The sequence below is a fragment of the Bradyrhizobium sp. IAR9 genome, from assembly GCF_013408065.1.
Lineage (GTDB): Bacteria > Pseudomonadota > Alphaproteobacteria > Rhizobiales > Xanthobacteraceae > Bradyrhizobium.
Window position 1 is genome coordinate 134,448 of record NZ_JACBZW010000004.1, and the last position, 19,063, is coordinate 153,510.

General features: G+C 58.0%; 16 protein-coding genes. 3 read left to right on the forward strand and 13 right to left on the reverse strand.

Annotated features, from left to right (window positions below; genetic code table 11):
• Positions 1 to 848: 848 nt before the first annotated feature.
• From GGD67_RS39905 to GGD67_RS39235, 5 genes are all read right to left on the reverse strand, one after another.
• Positions 849 to 1,052: a hypothetical protein gene (locus GGD67_RS39905; RefSeq protein ID WP_179733226.1), complete on the reverse strand. Its 204-nt coding sequence runs from the start codon at positions 1,050 to 1,052 to the stop codon at positions 849 to 851.
• A 441-nt stretch (positions 1,053 to 1,493) separates the two neighbouring features.
• Complete coding sequence (locus tag GGD67_RS12935; protein WP_312013678.1) at positions 1,494 to 2,090, reverse strand: DUF2478 domain-containing protein; 597 nt, start codon at positions 2,088 to 2,090, stop codon at positions 1,494 to 1,496.
• A gap of 54 nt (positions 2,091 to 2,144) precedes the next feature.
• Entirely contained in the window at positions 2,145 to 3,269 is a 1,125-nt protein-coding gene (gene modC / locus GGD67_RS12940; protein ID WP_179733230.1) for a molybdenum ABC transporter ATP-binding protein, read from the reverse strand.
• A gap of 159 nt (positions 3,270 to 3,428) precedes the next feature.
• The gene (locus GGD67_RS39230; RefSeq protein WP_246790765.1) at positions 3,429 to 3,791 is read right to left on the reverse strand and encodes a hypothetical protein; all 363 of its coding nucleotides are present in this window, start codon (positions 3,789 to 3,791) and stop codon (positions 3,429 to 3,431) included.
• Positions 3,792 to 4,483: 692 nt separating this feature from the next.
• Complete coding sequence (locus GGD67_RS39235) at positions 4,484 to 4,786, reverse strand: hypothetical protein (protein WP_246790766.1); 303 nt, start codon at positions 4,784 to 4,786, stop codon at positions 4,484 to 4,486.
• 3,197 nt (positions 4,787 to 7,983) lie between these two features.
• Here GGD67_RS39235 and GGD67_RS12955 point away from each other — a divergent pair.
• From GGD67_RS12955 to GGD67_RS12965, 3 genes are all read left to right on the forward strand, one after another.
• On the forward strand, positions 7,984 to 8,148 hold the full coding sequence (locus GGD67_RS12955) for a hypothetical protein (RefSeq protein ID WP_183236302.1): 165 nt from the start codon (positions 7,984 to 7,986) through the stop codon (positions 8,146 to 8,148).
• Positions 8,129 to 8,374: a hypothetical protein gene (locus GGD67_RS12960; RefSeq protein WP_246790767.1), complete on the forward strand. Its 246-nt coding sequence runs from the start codon at positions 8,129 to 8,131 to the stop codon at positions 8,372 to 8,374. Before GGD67_RS12955 ends, GGD67_RS12960 begins: the two co-directional genes overlap by 20 nt.
• An 805-nt stretch (positions 8,375 to 9,179) precedes the next feature.
• Positions 9,180 to 11,006, forward strand: coding sequence for an NEL-type E3 ubiquitin ligase domain-containing protein (locus GGD67_RS12965; protein ID WP_179733234.1), 1,827 nt, complete (start codon positions 9,180 to 9,182; stop codon positions 11,004 to 11,006).
• Between the two features lie 242 nt (positions 11,007 to 11,248).
• On the opposite strand, the gene GGD67_RS12970 is transcribed toward GGD67_RS12965, so the two are convergent.
• The 8 genes from GGD67_RS12970 to GGD67_RS13005 all read right to left on the reverse strand — a co-directional run bounded on the left by GGD67_RS12970 (position 11,249) and on the right by GGD67_RS13005 (position 19,022).
• Positions 11,249 to 11,968: a hypothetical protein gene (locus tag GGD67_RS12970; RefSeq protein ID WP_179733235.1), complete on the reverse strand. Its 720-nt coding sequence runs from the start codon at positions 11,966 to 11,968 to the stop codon at positions 11,249 to 11,251.
• A 59-nt stretch (positions 11,969 to 12,027) separates the two neighbouring features.
• Complete coding sequence (locus GGD67_RS12975; RefSeq protein ID WP_091956594.1) at positions 12,028 to 12,777, reverse strand: hypothetical protein; 750 nt, start codon at positions 12,775 to 12,777, stop codon at positions 12,028 to 12,030.
• Positions 12,778 to 14,039: 1,262 nt separating this feature from the next.
• Positions 14,040 to 14,438 carry a tetratricopeptide repeat protein gene (locus GGD67_RS12980; protein WP_246790768.1) on the reverse strand — a complete coding sequence of 133 codons (399 nt, stop codon included), beginning with the start codon at positions 14,436 to 14,438 and terminating at the stop codon, positions 14,040 to 14,042.
• Between the two features lie 215 nt (positions 14,439 to 14,653).
• Positions 14,654 to 16,771 carry a type III secretion system export apparatus subunit SctV gene (gene sctV, locus GGD67_RS12985; protein WP_179733237.1) on the reverse strand — a complete coding sequence of 706 codons (2,118 nt, stop codon included), beginning with the start codon at positions 16,769 to 16,771 and terminating at the stop codon, positions 14,654 to 14,656.
• 8 nt (positions 16,772 to 16,779) lie between these two features.
• A complete protein-coding gene (locus tag GGD67_RS12990; protein ID WP_179733239.1) occupies positions 16,780 to 17,208 on the reverse strand; it encodes a M48 family metallopeptidase in 429 nt (142 codons plus the stop codon).
• A 2-nt stretch (positions 17,209 to 17,210) separates the two neighbouring features.
• On the reverse strand, positions 17,211 to 17,750 hold the full coding sequence (locus GGD67_RS12995; protein ID WP_179733240.1) for a hypothetical protein: 540 nt from the start codon (positions 17,748 to 17,750) through the stop codon (positions 17,211 to 17,213).
• A 33-nt stretch (positions 17,751 to 17,783) separates the two neighbouring features.
• A complete protein-coding gene (locus GGD67_RS13000; RefSeq protein ID WP_179733242.1) occupies positions 17,784 to 18,674 on the reverse strand; it encodes a hypothetical protein in 891 nt (296 codons plus the stop codon).
• 114 nt (positions 18,675 to 18,788) lie between these two features.
• Positions 18,789 to 19,022 carry a nodulation protein NopA gene (locus GGD67_RS13005; RefSeq protein ID WP_084674877.1) on the reverse strand — a complete coding sequence of 78 codons (234 nt, stop codon included), beginning with the start codon at positions 19,020 to 19,022 and terminating at the stop codon, positions 18,789 to 18,791.
• Positions 19,023 to 19,063 lie beyond the last annotated feature (41 nt).

Consider the following 19,063-nt stretch of genomic DNA (forward strand, 5'->3'; position numbering starts at 1 on the left):
GCCATCAACGTGCCAAATGACTGTGGGCCTGCCGAGATCTAATGGAAATACTGAACCTGACGAAGCGCGACGTGCGTAGCATCTGGCGCAAACAAGAGTGGCTGTATCGCCGCGACAACAGATTGCGCTAGTAAGGCCAGATGCTCGCCGTTGCCAAATAAGGTGCGAGTAATCATAGGCTACGGCGCCTCCCGCATTGAGCCGCTTGAAGCGGCGGTAGATCACCAGGCTCGAGGGTTTGCCGGATCCTGAAACGCTTGAAAGAGAACCAGGCTCGCCGTCGGCGGCGATTGGGGCTTGGACTCTACATAGCGTCAGGTTGTACAGTCCGGATCATACATGCGGCGATCACTCTGAAAGCTTCATGGTCAAATGAGAGACCTCAATGTCTCAAGATCTTAGGTGCATTGGGTATGTGGCTGTGCAGGCTTGACGCGGTTTGTCCGGATGTGAGGGCATTGGCGTGAAGAATCGAATGCGAAGCAGAACGTTCCGTTGCAAGTATCAAATCCCGGTAGCTCTTCCAACGGCGATGGATCAGCCCAATTTCGATCCCGATGTGCCTCATGCGACCTTGCCCGGGAATAGTACGCGAACGCCGTTGCTCTTCGGATGAGGCAAGTTGGCTTTCGTTTCTCTTGGACTGTTTCAGTTTTAGCGATGCCGCTCAGGGGCGGGCGCTCTGCTGCAGCAGGGAAGGTTGGGCAAGTGTGTGTAATGCGCGAGCTCGGTGCGATGGGGGTCTCTTTTGTTCAGGCATCCATCTCGTCGGCCGGCGTTTTTGCGCTGGAGGCTCTGTGGACGGTGCACCGGCGTGTGGCTCTGGGCGGCTATGAAGAGTTATGTCATCAAGGGGGAATGGTATTGAACGGGCCGAGGCGGATGCGCTCCGCGCATTCCATCGCATTGACGATGATCGGAATGGGAATGATACAGCCGACTTCCTCTTCATGCCCGTGAACGATGCCAGCGCTACGGACCTCAATCACCACGGCTCCCGTTGGTCGCTGCTGCTGGTGGACCGCCGCGATTGCAACAATCCCGTAGCCCACCACTACGACTCCGGCAGGGGGCACAATGATAGCCCTGCAGCCATGCTCGCACAACGTGTGGGGGCCAACCTGCAAAACGCCTCCATACGCCAGCAGAGGAACGGCTACGATTTCGGTGTCTTTGTGCTCGACGGTGTGCGGGCGCTGGCCAGGCGGTTGGCGGGGAGACGACAGCCAGACCTGGACCTTAGCAATCTCGTAGTCGACCGGCAGGCACTGCAGAACCGACGGAGGGGTTGATGTCGGCTTGAACTGGTTAGCGCGTGCGGCTGGTTGAACTGCGACGTCTGGCCATTGAAGGTCCGCAATCGGCCGTTCGCGAGGCATCACGTGGCACAGAGCGTGGGAGCGAACGCCACAGCTAAGGCCGTTTTCGGAGGTGGTGGAAGAGTTTGATCGGCGATGTCGAAGACAACGTGCTCGGCAGTCTCACTGTCGTCATCAAGCGGTCCGGTATCGTCGTCGCCAATAACCGCGGCTGGGGCTGAAGGCCCCGCTGCGCGCGACGCGCGTTGAAATATCGCACCACCACTGCTCCAAGGATTGACGATCGCAAGGCAGCAGCGTGCTAACGCCCGCGGTGAAGGTTCGCCACTCGGCAAGGCATTTTTTCGTAACGGCTGTCAGGACTGGTACGCCTCGGGTGATCGCGTCAACGAATTCGGCGCGCAGGCCGCGGCCAGCGGCTTCTTGTTTGGCGAATTTGTTGATCACGAGAAGATCGATCTCGTCGCGAAGTGCCTGGGAAACGACAGCTGCCGCCTCGGCAAGCCCATTTGTATCGAGATTACAGGACATAGCTCCGCTGCCGAGTGGCTGAGAAATCGAGATCTCTTGTCTCGTCGCAACGTCGATTGCGAGCATGACATGCGTGCCATTTGCGCACCTCGAGTGTCGCTGCACGATGCCGCCGATGCGTACGCCTTGCTGCGCGATATCCTGAGCGAAATCGGCCAGTAGCCTATCGACATCGTCTTTTGGACGGTAGAGAACAGCCCCCACACTATTCGGATCTATCTCATCCAGATTATCGATCACGGCGGGGTTCCTGTTGATGTGTTTCTCGTATCTGGGCATAGCTGTCGAACGCTCTCATGCGGATCGTGGCACGCGTTGCAAGCCCCGCTCGGCAGCCCCGAGCGGAACGGCGCGCGCGACCTCCGCAAAAACGTCCGTTCCATTGCTGAGCCGTAGCGCATCAAAGGAGCGGCGCGTGATGCGCGCCAAAAGCGGCACGCCAGAACGGCCAGTTTCAAGAGCCAGAACCAAGGTGACCTCCGCGTCGTCGAACGGCAGAGAGGCTTTGATGCGTGCCGGAAATACATTGAGGATAGAGCTTGCACGTGGGGGCGAGCACGCGATGCTGACATCGCTGGCTGCGATGCGCAGCCGCAGCTGCGCGCCCGGTCTAAGCGGCACTCCAGGTATCAGAAGGCGCGCCCCGTTGAGGCGGAGCGTGATCAGCCCATAGCGTCCGTCATAGCCGCCGACCAAGGTATCAAGACAGACTGCCGCTTCGCCGCGCCTGGCAAGCGCCGGATCGCTCTGAACGACATTGAGCGGCCCGGCCGCACTCACGAAGCCATCTTTCATCATGACAAGATGATCGGCAAAACGCTCGATATCAGCGATATCATGACTGATGTAGATCATCGGCAATGGGAGCTTTTCCCGCATGCGCTCGAGAAATGGCAGGATCTCGCATTTGGCGGAGCGGTCGAGCACAATGAGTGGATCGTCCAGCAGAAGTAGCCGAGGCTGGCCTAACAGCGCGCTGCCAAGGGCAAGTCGCTGTCGCTCGGCCACGGAAAGATGTGATGGGGAGCGCTTGAGCAGTGGCGCCAAGGCGAGCAATTCGACCACACCATCAAAATCGATCAGTGTCGGTGTCGATTTTGACGCCTTATATAGGAGGGTGCGCCGTACAGACCAATGAGAAGGAAGAATTGATAGCTGGAATACATATGCGACGGGACGCAGATGAGGCGGTCGAAACGTCGTCTCATCCTGCCAAATCTCTCCATCGACCGCACAAAATCCGCTGGGCAGACGCTGCACGCCAGCGATGCAGCGCGCGAGTGTGGTCTTGCCGCATCCGGGCGGACCAAAAATCGCTGTGACGCCTTTGGCTGGTAGGCTGAATTGCGCATCAAGCGGGATATTTGCGAGAGGGTCGTTGAAGGCAACCTCAATATAGCCCGTTTTTGCTTCTCTCATGAACCTACGCCTGTGCTGTATCGTCCTATCCAAGTTACGAACACAATCGCTGCAATGCAGATGATGGCCATGCCTCCGGCAATCCAGTCTGTGCCGCTCCAGAACGGCGTCTCTGCTCGCGTGAGGGCATAAGGTGCGGCGGCGGACTGCAGATCGGTGTTAAGACCAGAGGCTTGTTGAGTATCCCCGCGCCGCGAGGATCTTGACAATCGGACGCTGCCCAGTGCGCTTGCCAATGAGGGGCAAAGCGCCTGTCCAGCAGCGCGAGTTCTGAGCCTGCTCCTCCGGGCGGAGGGATTCTGCTGAATGTCCAAATGGCGCGGCTTGAGAGCTTTGGCGGTAAACATGTCGGCTCACGCCAGAGCTGAATACTGGCTCGGAGCCGGAAATTCGCATCAAGGATCCCACAGCTTTGGTCGCCGATTTGAAGTTTGCGCCGGTTGCCATGGTCATGGCCTCTGCATTCTCGGGTGCGAGCAGCATCAAAGCCAGATCGATCAGGATGAATCGGATAAGCCTCATTGGAACTCCGGCTCCGCCGCGGCCGCTTCCTTCGCGGCAACTGGGACATCGTTACCCAGCAATCCGCGTGCCGTTTCAAGGAATATCTGCGCGTCTAGCGGCAAGGGGGGCTTTGTATCGGTTTCCACCGGACGTCTTAAATCGACGCATCTTATTGTAGGGGTTTGGACGCTCGCGTCACCAACCGCACATGCAGGAACTAGGAGATGGAAACTGAGGATGATCCATCGCCTCTTGCATTGGAGATGGTGCTTTGGCGAACACGCGGCCGTAAAACTCGTCAATGATGCACAAGTCCATGCCATCCGATTTGGCCAACCTTCCGATGTGCGCGCAGGAGAAGGTCGGCTGCCGGGCGCTCGGAAAAGGGCTGATCTGAGGTGATATGCTGTGCCTCGAGCTAGGGAAGAGCGTCTTCCTCGCAGCACCGGTTGCTGGCGCATTTCAGGGCGCGCGGGCCTTTCGTTGCAACGCGAGGTGACCCAGGATTGAGCTGCCCAAGATGGATAATTATTTGACAGGCCCCTAGGGAATTCTTGCGTCAGCGACGAACGGGTTGGGGCTCGAGGCTCGTAATGTGTGTCTGCTGAATGCTCCAGCTTGGACCGCGACATCGCCTGATTTCGCTGCGGCAGCGCTATCTTCCTCGCTAATCACAACAAGCGTGTCCGCTATCGTGAAGGCCTATTTGTCTAAGGAGCGCTTTTGGGGTTGCAACGGTCCGGGTGGGCAGTATCGGGGTAATCGATCTTTGGCGGCTGGCCGGTGAGCGAATTCAGAAAGGCGACAATCTCGTCAGCTTCTTCATCGCTGAGCTTTGCGCCAGGCTGAACCGCACTCATCACGTCAACCGCTTGCTTAAGACTCCAAACCTGACCAGAATGGAAGTAGGAGAGACGCAATGCGACGTTGCGCGACGGCGTCGAGCGGAAAACATACTCGTCGCCAAGATCCTTGGTTACGGCAAAACGACCCTTGTCCTCCCTCGGAAGCAAAGCTTTCGGCTGGCCTTTCGCTCATGCCGAACGGGAAGTAGTCCCTGTCGACCGACTTTGATTCCGTTGTGGCAAGAGGAGCATCCCTTTTCGTAGCTTCAGCCCGGCTTTTTGCTGATCAGTGAGAGCATATCCGTCGCCATCGCCAATAGCCTCGGATCGAAAAACAAGGATTTGCGAAGTGTGACCGTTTCATGGGTTATAGGATTGTCCTTCACCGCTGGAACGATTGGAGGGAATCGACTTGAAAATCCGTTTGGCGGCGCTCATCAAATCCTCATCGGCGCCTGCTGCTGGCGAAACCAAAATGGTTGCGACCACAACACTTAAGCTGCGGGCGTACCGACAATTTCCTCATGTGAAGTCGCGCTTTTGTCCTAGTGGAATCGCGAACATAGCGCGCGGTCCGCGTCCGTCCGCAGAAAGACGTGCAGCAGTCAACGACGCATGGTGTCTTCCGAGTTCCGGCTAGGCTGCGCGCTGCCGGTGTTAGTAGCAACCGGCGTGCCAGCGCGGCTCAAGGCCGAAGCTGCTGAGCTGGTTTGAAGCAATTGCGTGCCGTGAATAGCAGCAGGCGGTTTGAGGCTGTCGAATCGACGGTACGTGACGGTTGCCACAATCACCATCCAGCCACGGTATCCTGGCCTGTCGGTCCAAACCTCTTGCTTCTCGGAAACCCATTGTACCGATCTCTTTGACTCTGCAGGTCAAGGCCTGATTCGGACGCGAACAAAGCGAGCTGCGTCGACGCAGCTTGTCGCCGATCGTCTCGATGCTTTTCGCCTTCAAACCCTACACTAGGCCAAGCGTCATCCACCAACACCGGTGACCTTCCTACCCGGGGCAGCCGGTCAGGCCTGCAGTTGTCGGGAGTTCGTCTTACTGGCGTACTGGGTATGCCCGTCTCAGAACGTATTCACACATGCCGGACGCTCAAAGTGCTTGAATCGACCGTAGCGTCAGGTTGTAGGCATTGCGTAGCAGAAACACCATATTGGGAGCCAGTCGCCACACAAGCGCTAAACGGCCGATCTCCGTTGTATCTCGCTCTTCGCAATGAGCGTGTTGCGCGTGGCGGGACGATGATTCGAGAGGCCGTCATCATTGCGGCTACCCCGCAACAGCGACAGTGGCTGCCGAGGCGCCCATCCGGTAAACAGATTACGCTCGCGGGGCGAAGAATAATAGTGAAGGATATGCGGCTTAAGACAGGTTTGGTGAATCAAGAGCGGGGAATGAGCTGGATTTGCAATGCGCATCGCTGTGCAGCCGCCCTAGCTGCGATCGTGATCGCGATCGCAGCCACGTGGTGCACAGGACACGCTCGTGCGCGGGATCGGCGGGCCGAGCAAGTCTTCACGTCGTGCAGACCAGACGTGAAGCGCTTCTGTGACCACTTTACAGGGCGTAGCGATGTGGACGTAGCCATATTTTGTCTTAGGGACAACTTCAAGAACTTGCGCGGCGAATGCCGCCGCATGATGCCAACCGCGGCGGAGAGAAACGACGGACCGAGACGAAGTCTCAACAGGCTTCCGATCGTCCTCCATCGAGAGTGAAGCGTCCGAGCAGCAGTTGCAGAAATCGAGCGAGCTCCGTGAATCGACTGGCCTCGATCGCCGATCAATAGTGCGCCGACGCGTGTTACGAGGTTGTAATGCGCTCTGAACTTCTATTTCGTACTGCAGCAGTTGCGCTTTATTCAGCGCTGCAGTCATTCGCCGACTTTGAGGCCGTCGTGAAATTGCCATCGGCTCACCGTAACTGGTCGGAAGGACAATCTGCGTAAACTGTGGTGGTTACGGCCGGACATCTGCAGGAATCCGTGCTGCCCATCGATCTAGAGCGTTATGGTCGGCAACCAGGTATTTTCCGTCAGGCGGCTAAATCGCTATAAGTGGCAAAAGATCGCCGGAATGTTAGCGTTGGAGGTTTGTTCCGTCGCGGTCTTCCTCAGATTTCTCAGCTGGGGATTAGCTTGGTCTCGAGTGCCGGGCTCAAGGTACAGATTGAGCTAGGAAACCTCTTTTTTTTAGCTGCCCATCGGCTTCTCGAAGGAATCGCTTGATGCCATTGCGGCGTTCTCGATGGGCGCTGCAGGGGAGTCGCTTCGTCCGATCGTGGTGCTCTTGGCCGAATACACTTTAGGACTCAAGGTCAAAGGAAACGCCGTCGACAAGAGCCGTTCAAAGGCAGAATGCTGTTCAAGCAGACGCTTCTCGACGGCCTTGGGCTCCGTGCCAGGTAGGTCCCTTTAAGGAATCGACGGCAGCGCCAGATTTCGTTCCGCAGCCATCTGATCTCACGAACTTGCAAGGGCTCGACGGCTTTGTTGCCTGTTGAGTCGCTGGGCGCGACCTGACTTGGGCCACAGCTCGCGAGTCGCACGTAGCGATGTCGAGCTCTAGCGGCCCAAGCGGCGTAAAGCGGCGGCGGCTTCTTGCGAACGCCTCCTCTCTGATGCTGGTCAGTCCCGCGGTGGTACCCGGCATTCGCAATCGCTTACCCGATAAATAATTTATCGGGCGAGGTGGACCACATCAACAACATGAGAAAGCCATGGGGACGATTGTTCTAGGAAGGCGAGCCAGCCTGACTGCGATCCCCGGCACGATCCATCCAATGAAAGAGACGCACGCGCCGGGATTGGGATCTTGGCAATCTGACGCAAATGTCGGCTAGACGCAGTGTCGAGCCAAATGAGCATTCCATGGACAATCTTGCTATCGACATCCGCTGTGCACAGTCCGCCTCAGAAGACCAATTTGATAGCTTGAATCTCACGCTGCGACAGATTGTAGGCTTGCTGATGCGTAAAAGATAAAGGCCCGCTTGGCAGGCGTTGATGGCGCATCGAAAGTGGAGACCGATGGGGACGGCGTGCCGATTGCCAGTTTTCGCGCTTGCGGGCGATGGCCAGGGAGCCATTTGCATCGTCTGCACGGGACGTCGGGCTAAGGTACACCGACCAGTTGGAGTCGCGAGATGGCCTGGATGGTGGAACGATACAGGCAGCAGAATATGGCTGACCCCAGCCGTAATCGCGTTTTTAGCGGTCCAGCGAAAGCACGCCGGGTGAACAGCCCGCGCTCGCAAGCAAATACTCCAACGGAATAGACTGTTCATCCGGCCAGAGGCGATGACCGGCAGGACTGATGGCCGCACAGAGCGCTGCGGTGAAAGCTCGGAAGGTCGTTATGTCCATTCAAACCAGCCTCACGGGGGCACTAGGCAAAATCGATCGAGCCAGCGACATCGTTGCATTCTCAATAGTGGTGGTCACGCGCGACAAGAAACTGCGCAACGTCGACCCTTCGAACAAAAAATCAGAAGGACAAGATCTTGAGCCAGGCGGAGAATGACGTCGTCGAGCACATGCTCTCGTCATTGACGACCAGCTTGTTGCAGAACCGTATCGCGCCCTCTGACGAGCAGGTGATGCATCATTTTGGGCTAGCCTGCGAGAGAGCGGGACTGATCGCGACGGAGGAGATGGCAATACGGATATTGAAACGTGTTTCACGCGAGATCAATGAGGCGCAGTCGATGCTCGAGTTCATTGATCGCGGCGCGGATCGACTAAATTGAGCTCGGCATACAGAAAGTCTTCGCACCAGTGCAGATGCAGCTGTTCGATCATTCAGTCGAACGCGTACGGGTCAAGTGCCGTCTCATCAGCGCTTGCCCGTCGAGATCTGCGACGGTGAGCCGAGGGGGCAGGTCCGGTCTTTCTGGCCGATGTCAATGGCTGGGAACTCGTCATCGGAGAAACTGAGCGAGCCCGTGTTGTTAACATCGGATGCGCGCCGCGTCTCGTGGAAGGCCGAGCGGCATGAGGCGCGATGGGCTGCAAGCTTTTTAGCTCAGCTATTTAGCATAAGCGTTGAACGCAGGGGGAAGTGGGGCCGCCTCCGCAAGCGACAGCAAAGTTGCGAGCCTAAGCGTCCCGCTGCCAGGGTGCCGGCGCCCGGCACCAGTCGGCCCAGCTCGAAGTAATTCACTGCGTCGCGCTGAGCCTAAGGTTGTGTAATTGATGGGAGCCGTCCAGTTTCGTCGCTCCGCGGTCTGTCAGCTTATCGACAGCTGGCTCTCGTATCATGAACATCGCTACTCGCTGGCAGAGCCGGCTCAAAGGGCTAGATCTGGCAGGGGGCACCGGGATAGACTCCAATATCAACTGATCCACGAGCGAGACTTCGCCTGGGTTCGCTGCCCCGTCTGAAGTTACTGGGTAGCACTCGCCAGCGTATTCGCGCCAGCGGTGCGTGACGGCCCCGCTGTGTGATCGCACTTCGTTGCAGTTAGCCGGTGGAGCGTTCTCCATGGCCGGTAACCAGTTCTAAGATGCGCCCCGGCGCGTTTGCTTCATTTTGCTACCGAAGAGACGACATCGATGAATGCAGAACAGCTCGGCGCTGGTACTCCTTCCGCAACGTCCGATTCGGAAAGCTCCGAACCGGGCTCTCCGGCCGCATCGCAGTGGGGAGAGGCCTTAACGGACGTTCAGGCGTCCGCTGCCGAGGCGGCTGCCTCGCAGGACGAGATGTTGACGGACTGGGCTGCCGAAAACGGGCAGGGGCAACATGAGGATCGGCAACAGGCGGTAACGAGGGCTTGGCGGGGCGCGGGCGATCTCAATGAGCCGTTAGATCTGTCGTCTCTGTCCCTGACCGCCTTGTCGGCGTCCATTCCGGCCGGGTTGCGCCGCCTGAATGTCGACGATAATCAGCTTAACAGCTTGCCCGAGACCCTTCCGGCGAGCCTCCAACGGCTCTACGCCAGCAATAATCGGCTGACCAGCCTACCCGAGCTTCCACCTGGGCTGCGGCGGCTCTATGCCATCAGCAATGGGCTGACGCGCCTGCCCGCAGAGCTGCCGCCGGGATTGCGGCGGCTGAATGTCGACAACAATCAGCTGACCAGCTTGCCCGAACGCCTTCCAGCAACGCTTCAGGAGTTGGACGTCAGCGGCAACCGCCTGACCCACCTGCCCGGGCTTCCAGCCGGGCTCCAGCGTCTGAACGTCGACTACAATCAGCTGACGGACCTGCCCGAGCCTCTTCCGGCCGAGCTCGAATGGCTCAGCGCCAGCCACAACTGGCTGACCAGCCTGCCTGAAACGGTCCCGCCCGAGCTGCTGTGGCTCGGCGCCAGCAACAACCAGCTGACTAGCGTGCCCGAGACCCTGCTGACGCAGCTACGTCGTGACTCGAGCATTGATCTGGAAAATAATCCGCTCGCCGATTGGGTGCAGGCCGGCCTTGCAACAGCGATGCATGCCGGACACTATGCCGGCCCGCAGGTTTTCTTCTCGACGGCGGACGGAGCGGTGGAAATTCAGCCGCGGTCCCTGCAAGAGGTTGCCGCGGACTGGCTCGAGGACGAGCCCATGGCAATGGCCACTTGGCAGCACTTCGGCCATGAAGCGGGGGCCGCGGACTATGCACGCTTCCTCGACAGGCTCCGTGGCACCGTGAACTATGGCAACGAGGCGTTCCGCCAGGCGGTCGCCGAAGATTTGCGGCAGGCAGCCGTTAGGCCGCGTTTGCGCGAGCAATATTTCGAGTTGGCTTCGGAAGCGAGCGCGAGCTGCGAGGATCGCGTTACTTTGGCCTGGAACGGAATGCAGACCGCACGCCTGAACGCTGATGTCGAGGACGGCGTCTATGACGGGCGACCGGGCGAACTGCTCCAGCACGGCCGCGTCATGTTTCGCTTGGAAGCGCTAGACGAAATCGCGCGCGAGAGGGTCAACTCGCTTCGTCGTGCCGATCCGGACGCGGACGTCGATGAAATCGAGGTCTACCTTGCCTACCAGACCCAGCTGCGCGACCCGCTCGAGCTGCGGCACATCGCTCCCGACATGCGCTTCATGAACGTCTCTCACGTGACCGAGGACGATGTGGCCAGCGCTGGGGCATCGGTGCGGAATCAGGAAGCGGCGGAATTTGCCGATTATCTGGCAACGCGCTGGCAACCGTGGGAAAGCGTGACAAGGCGCATCGCGCCCGAAGATTATGCTGCCATGCAGGAGCGGCTCGTCGATGCTATGGGCGAAGAGTTTCAAACCCGTCTGAGTCTCCAACTGGCCGAGGAAGGTTTGACAGGCAACGCCGATGCCGAGCGGGTGCTCGGCGCCCAGATCCGAAACGAGATCGCCCGCGAGATCAAAAGCGCGGTCATGCACCAGGTGCTCGGGAAACTCGGCCTTGATCTATGATCGCCCTCTGATGGAAGGGCCTGTCGATCCGCCTAGCCGCTCACAAGGTGAAGACAGTCATCGATCCTTTCCAGGACGGGCGTGTCTGCATGGGCTATTCGGCGAATGGGTGCGGACGTCACGGTAAAGATGGGCAATCCACTGCAGACTCGTACACCGCAATTCATGCGTTCGCGTCCCGTTGAGAACGCTATTGAAGACTGCTCATAGCCGCACGAATAGCTGGCAAGCAGATCGGAATCTCAGGTGGCCCTTGTGGAACGTAGGCTGTCGATATCCGTGCCCCGAGATCGATAGGCCTTTCGCAGCATCACACTCGAATCCAGATCGCGAAACATGCTGTAGTTCCGTCGGATCCATTGATGCAGCTCGGTGGACCAGTCCTTCTCGTTGCGCAGATATCCAGTGAAGGAAAAGCTAAGCCGGTCTATATATCTTTTGAGGAACAGAGGAAGCGCGCGAATCCGAAGCACCCGCTCGCCATCCATCGCTTCAGGTAATTCGCCACGCAGCACGAATTCATTGTGGACGGTGACCAGCGACGCCGGTGGAATTCGCCGCTGCAGCATTTCATAACCGCGAAACGAGATGCGGTCAGCGCCCGCGACGAAGAGGATGATAGGGGCGACATGGCAGCGCGCCGTCTCCTTCATGAAGCCGATCTCATCGCACATTTTAAAGAATTCGTCGAAGGCGTGAAAGCCGAGATCGATTACCTTGGGTACCCGATCGTGGATGACAAGGGGGTCCATCAGCTGCATCTTGCCGTAAGTGTCGATCACATCAGCGGTCTCCGTGATATTGGGGAGGTAGTCGAGCAACGACGGCTCTTTCAAGTTGACATCAAACGACAGCGTTGTGCCGTTTTTCAGCAACAAGAACTCGCTCATGGCCCGAGCGATGAGAGTTTTACCGACCTGCGGGCTAGGAGAGCAGATGATGTAGATGGGGGTCGCTAACATAGCCAGCAGATCAATTTTGTTTCGTACGTGGGCCCGACCTGAGCTCGCCGAATAAGCGACTACTTCTCGCCGGCCCGGGTTGCGGACTTGGCGCCGGCTAATTCCGTCAAGTTGATGCGATCAAACTCGCTCCAGACGTTTGCCAGCCAGTGCCGGACATAGCCGCGCAGCACGAAAGAGTTGTTCGCGGGTTCATCGTTCCGCCCCTTGTTTGCGACGAAGTCTATGAATGGGACGGATGCGACTTCCACCTGCTCATAAGCCATCTCGTTAAGCTTCGGTATGACCAGCTCAGTCGCATGTTTGATGCGGTGAAAATAGGAATTATAGGTCGCTTGATCCCACTGGAAGAATTGAGTGTCGTTGATGAAGTTCTTGACCAGATAGTACTTTGCGCCGCTCATGAAGGTCGCGGTTTCTGCGATCTCGTCTAGCGAAGCGATGGATGATCCCAGGATATGAAACACGGCAAACGTGATCTGGCCAGACCGCGCCGAGTCCAGAAATCCGATGTCGCGCAAGGAAGCCAACGCAGAGGACAGTAATCCTGCGCGAGCATCGATCACAGTGACGGACAGCCCTGAGTTCAGGGTATCGAAGATCTTCATCTGGTCAGCCGTCGTCGTCATGTCGACGATCTCGGTGATCTCGGGATAAAAGCGCTTCAGCGTTCCCCGCGGCGACTCCGTGTCGAATGCGCGTATTTGCACGTTGTTGACGCTGAAGTAGTCCAGTAGCGTTCGTGATACGGTCGTCTTGCCGACTCCTCCCTTGTCCGCGCCGACCACAATTACAACTGGCTTCACCATGGAAATCTCCTGAGATACTCGCTATTGCCGCGCGCAAAGTGCGCAACCGGCGCGTCTCTGCTTTGGGTGCGAACATGGCAGAAAGAAGGGGCAATGAAGCTTCGATGCGAGAGCTCTGCACCCGATGAACGTTTTCAACATCAAGCAAGTGACGTCGTTGGATCGCAACGACGATGCAGGCTGAGAATGGGGAGTAAATCACTTGTGCTGGTGATCTACGTGAGGTTTGTGGGCAGCTGGAAATGCACCACCAAGAATCAACTGTCTGCCTGTGGTGGTCGTTGCGATTGCCATAGGTTTATCTATCGCTGCCGCCATCTAGATTGGCATGAAGCGACCGAATCTTACGTAGCGTCAGACTGCGAGCTCGGTGGAAGCGCAATCGAGGCGGTGCTTCGCGGTTCGGCTATGGCTTGGCAGATCATCAAAGGTCTGCTGGATCAGATCGTCATTTCGGCAGATAGCGAAGTGGCTCGTCAATTACCGAGAGATGCTCCCGAACGACGAGCTCTCACTCTGCTGAAGAATATCGAGATATGCGGGTGCTGAAGCGGGCTGGTGACGCAAATAGCAAGCATGCATCTGCTCGTGCCGAGGCGAGATTAACGTGTCATGGAGAACAAGATCGAAGGGTGAGCGGGGGGGCGGCCGACGGCTCAACATCGTTGGCGAAGCGATATCGAGGACGCTCTGTCAAAAGAAACCGGGCGTCGAGCGACCGGAAACGGTGATCTTGTCTTGGCGCAGATTTCGCCGATGACGCCGCGTGGTGCGGGTTCAGAAGAACCTTTAGGGAATGAACGATTGGCTGGCGTATGTGCGCTCTCGCTCAGCGGATGAGTGACGCTGAGATCTATCGTCGAGGTGCTTTCATCTCATCCAGCAAACTTAAGACTTTGAGATATCAACCACTGGCGGCTTGGAAATGAGCGAGTACGGCGGGGTTGCCATCGAAGATCGACCCGGAGGAAAAATTCGATGGCGCCGAATTCTTAGTAGAGACTATGTCCTGGAAACGTTTGACTATCAGTTCAGTAAGATCCATTGTTCGCGGGGCGTCTCATTCATCCGTCGCGGATACACTTGGCGTGTGGTTGGGTTACTGATCCTGGTTATACATGTCGGTTTCGTTGTACGAACGATGTCGCTTCGCACGGAATTTAAGTCTTGAGCCTCCACGGCGGCTAATGATCGGCTAGCTGTCGGTAAGCTGACAGACAGGCACCGAGCAACTGCGATCCGCTCTTATTCGTTGACTACCTCTAACGGTACGGTGCGTGCCGGCCATCCGCTTGCAGTTGTGGGTCGGGATTGCCGTTCTGCCTCTTCCCTTCAAGGGCGAGCGACAGCTTGAGATTGTTGCTCAACATCGGATTTTCTGGGTCAGTTGCCAGGGCTTGGCGGTATAGCGTTTGCGCCTCGTGATGGCGGCCCTCGTGATCGAGCACAACACCTTTGGCGTTCAGTGCGCGCACGTCGCCGGGTGCTGCAAGCAAGATGGTGTCGAGCACCTCAAGCGCCTCATCAGGGCTTTCACGCATCAGCAGGCCCCGCGCAAGAGGAATCGCCGCATCGACATTGTCCGGTCGTTGCTTCAGCGCATCGCGCAAAGCCTTCTCGTCAGCATCGCGACCGAGGGCGTGAGAAATGCGCTCGCGCATAGCTGGATCGACCTCCTTGGCCCTAACCAGCTCTGCCGTAGACGTCGGTTGCTGTGAAAGACCCGACGTGTGCGAGTTAGCGCAACCCGCGAGCAGCACAATGGCAAGCATGGGGAGAAAGGCCGAGCACGAATGGCGACGAAAGTTACGCCAGCGCCGCAGAACATTAATCTTACATGAATTCATAAGCGATCTCACGACCCCACACCTGCTCGTCAGCCGGCCGCAGGGAGGAGGTCACGATGCCCGCCTGTAGGAGTCTTGTCCTTGCCAGGCGCAAGTTTGACGGAGCCAATCGGCTGGACGGTGAAATCCGAGGCGAGATCCTGATACGAGAGAACAGGTAGGTCTATTCCATTGCGGGTGAGAAAGCCTCGGACGAAGCGCCGGATATCCATCGAGCCCAGGATAACTGGCTGGTTCTGACTGCGCGCGATGCTCGAATGGATCTGGCGAAATTGTGCAAGTAGCATCTCGCTTTGCCGATCCTCCAAAACGAGGTAGGGACCGACAGCGGTCTCGCGCACAGCACCTCGCACGATATCCTCGGTCTCACGCTCGACGATAAAGGCCGCCACGACACGATGGGCGTTGGCATAGCGGTGACAGATCTGCCGCTTCAGAACGGAGCGCACATATTCGGTGAGCAGTACGGCACTTTGCTCCCGTTCGCTCCATTCTGCAAGCGCCTCCAGAACCAAACGGGTGTTCCGGATCGGGATGCCCTCGTCCAGCAAGCGACGTAGCACATCCGCGATGCGAGGGATCGGTGTCGTGCGCAGCACCTCCTTCACCAGATCAGCATATTCCTGCTCCATCCGGCTAAGCAGCTGACGGGTTTCCTGAATGCCCACCAGGCGCTGTGCATAGCGTGTCAACGTCGACTGGACACGCAAGGCGATGATTTCGCTCGGACGGTGGTGCCCTATTCCGGCAGCTTTGAGAGCGGGCGCATGGCCTTTTTCGATCCAGATCCGATTCGTGTCTGGGTCCTGCCAAAAGGGAATCCCGCTCAGTTCAATGTTCGCCACGTCGTCGTTAAGTAAGAGTTGTGTCGGGTCAATGGCGCCCTCTTCCACCGGCACTCCTTCGACATCCACCCGGAATTGCGATTGGGCCAGGTGCTGTGCGCTTTGGGCGGGAATGCGTGGAATTGTGATGCCAAGATCAGCTGAAACCAGTGCCGAAACCCGTGCGACGCACTGCTCGAGTTCCCCTACGTCGATTGCTTGCATCAGGCTCGACGCCAGCGACAGCGTAATCGGAAGTGCCTCCGCGGGCACGGTCTGCTTCTGACCTTGTGCGGAAGCGGGAGCCGAGCCGGTGGCACCGGCGCCGGCCTTGAGAGCGGTCTTGCCCTCTTGCACGCCAACCTTGAGAAAGCTGGCGGCGGAGAACAGCGCGGCCAGTATGACAAAGGGCGGCAAAGGGAAGCCAGGAACGAACCCCATCACAAGCAAGACACAGGAGGCCAAGCGTAGCGCTTGTGTGCTGGCCGTAAGTTGGTTGACGATATCGGCGCCGAGATTGAGTCTGGAAGGACCGTTGACACGAGTGACAATGGTTGCAGCTGTAATTGACAGCAGCAGGGCCGGAATCTGCGAAATGAGCGCATCACCGATCGTCAGGATGGTATAATGATGCATCGCCTCCTCGAGGGACATGCCCTTGGAGAGCGATCCGATCGTGATGCCACCCAGCATGTTGATGCAGATGACTATTAGTCCGGCTATGGCATCGCCCTTCACGAATTTCATAGCGCCGTCCATAGCGCCGTGCAGTTGGCTTTCTCGCTCCAGCGCGCCGCGCCGGCTGCGGGCTTCGTGCTGATCGATATGGCCGTTGCGCAGCTCCGCGTCGATCGCCATCTGCTTGCCCGGCAGCGCATCGAGCGTGAAGCGCGCCGATACCTCCGCCACCCGTTCGGCGCCCTTGGCGAGAACCATGAACTGCACCATGGTCACGATCAGGAATATGACAATGCCGACGGCGATGTTGCCGGATATGACGAAATCGCCGAACGTATGAATGATGCTGCCGGCATCGCCCTCGGCTAGGATCAGTCGCGTCGTTGCAACGGTAAGAGCGAGACGAAAGACGGTGGAGATCAGGATGACGCCCGGCAGGGACGAAAAGTCGAGCGGCGTGTTGAGATACAGGGCCACCATCAACAGCAATATGGCAAACCCCAGATTGAAGCCGATCAGCATATCGATCACGACGATCGGGATCGGCATGATCATCATTCCGATCGCCAGAAGAAGCATCAACGCGACCATCAAATCCGGGTGAGCCGGCGCGCGCGTGAGGAGATTTCGTAGAAGGTTGGCCATGAGAAGCCTTATTGTTGTTCGATTGCAGCTGTGCTGCCCCGCAACAAAACATAGCGTTTGAAGACGGCTTGCGCTTCGGTCATGCGGCCGGCGTGGCGCAGGGCGTGGCTGCGCATCAGCATCAAGGGCGGACACGAAGACGGCTCGTCATCCAGTTTGTCAAGCCTGTCCAATACCGACAGTGCTTCGTCACCGCGACGCTCCGAGATGAGAGCGTAGGCCAGGATGCGGAGCAGGCCGATGTCTTGAGACTGTTCGTGAGCGACCAGCCGCAACAGAGCCAGGCTCTTGGCGCTCTGTCCGCACGCGAGGTAGACATAAGAAAGCACGCAGAGCAAATCTCGCTCCGGCCCGGAGATCAGCTCGATAGCGCCGGCTTCGGCAACGATCGGCGGCTGTGTAGATGTGAAGTGTTGCACTTTGTCTGGCCCGACCATTGCTAGCCTTTGATCAGGCCGTTGTGACTCTGCCGGAGCAGGATTAAACGTTGCAGCTCCAGTTGCAGAAGGGCGGCCCCTTCACGCGGCACCAAATCCTCTGGCGCGGCTGATAGCGTATCAGCTAAACGCTCCAGAAGAAGGCCGTGTTGCTCTGGACGCAGAACATGCGAATGACGTAAGCGCGGCGTCACGAAGGAGAGCAGACTGTGCGCGAGATTGGGCTCATTAAGCCAAGCGAGTTCCGAGCTTGGATCGATCTGACCTGGCGGGGCGCGCGCCTCGTCTAGATTGATGCGCGAAACTGCATCGATCGAACTGAGCTCGAGCGCGCTCTCGATCGTGGCGTCCACCAGCCGATCCGGCACGTCACTATGACGAGAAAGTGAGGTGTGGCTCTTGGGATCATTGCCGCGCGTCCGGTCAATCCCGATGGACTTGGCTCGAGAATTGACCGGCGTGATGGCAGATGCATGATGATCAACGTTTGGCTCCTGAAAAGAGGTGCCGGGCTCGACGGGATTGGGGGGCAGCCTAGTCATGGCACTTTGCTTCCTTACCTGCGGCCTAAAACGCTAATAGGGTAGAGTGGCAAGCCGGCCATCCCGGCTCAGCAGAACACGCCCTTCCTCAATCCCGTAGACGGTCCATCCATTGCTTAAGAGCGCGCCGACGAAATACTTTTGACCAGCAATGACAATATAGGGGTCGCTCCCGCGCCAAACAGCTTGGACCCCAATTGCGGGAGGCGTCTTCTCATCCTTGATAGCCACCGCATTGACGAGCGTATAAGCGCCATTGCTATTGTGATCAAACCGCTGCTGGACGTCTCGCCATGTGGCGAGCGAGGCGGGCGTAACGGTGCCATCGGCGGTGACAACGCCCGCCCCAGAGCCGACCTTGATGCCGACAAGGCCCGCTCTGTCAACTTCCTCTTGCAACCGTTCGGCAGCTGCATCGGTGGCCAGAGCGTCAGGAGCGCTGAGCGCCAGCTTGGGCGCAATGTCCGGAGCAGGGGACGACGGACTTGACGCCACGGCGGTGACGGTCTGGACAAAACTGGGTGAGACTGCGCCAACCGCGGCAGAGCTGATCAGGACCAAAGCAAGAAAGGCGAGCGATATATGCCGGCGGTCGATGGAGCCAGCTTGTTTGTAGTCCTCGGTCGTCCAGCGAATGGACATCGCCCCGGCATGCAAAACGACAGGAAGAGGGACAACAATGGATTCGTTCGGTAAAACAGTCTCTTGCCCCTCGATCCTAACGTCCCTGGCAAGGGCCTCGATCTCAATTGAATTGGAACGGGGGGTGACACGAAGATGGTGCGGTTCGAGGCCTTGTTCGACGAAGATCAAGTCAGCATCGAGGCTGCTGCCAATCAGACACGATCCGACCCCCACTTTACTTGTCAGCCCGGAGTAACACCCCGACAACACTTCGAAATGCGGGCAATTTGGATCATTCACGGTCGGTTTCCTGAACAGCGAACGGAACCGTACGGCAAAACCGTACGGCCCGTGCGACTTCACAGACTAAGCAGCCGGGGAAGGTGGGGCGGCGACGTCGCCCCATCTCATCCCTTACTGCACCCGCTCATCGGCCGCTTTCTTGACGGTCGAGAGCTCGGTCGAGACGACGCGAAGTTCCACATCCCTCTCAGCAGCCTTTGTGCTGGTCAAAGTCAGAGCGGCGATTTGCCGTTGGAATGCCGCCTCTCCAGCAGCTTCAGCGGCCGTGGAAGCGGCTGCAGCAGTAGCGGTACCGGCTGCCCCACCTGCAGTCGAGGTATGAGACGCACCAACATTCTTAGTCATACTATTCTCCTGTGTGCTCGAATTTCGCCGCGACGTGCGGC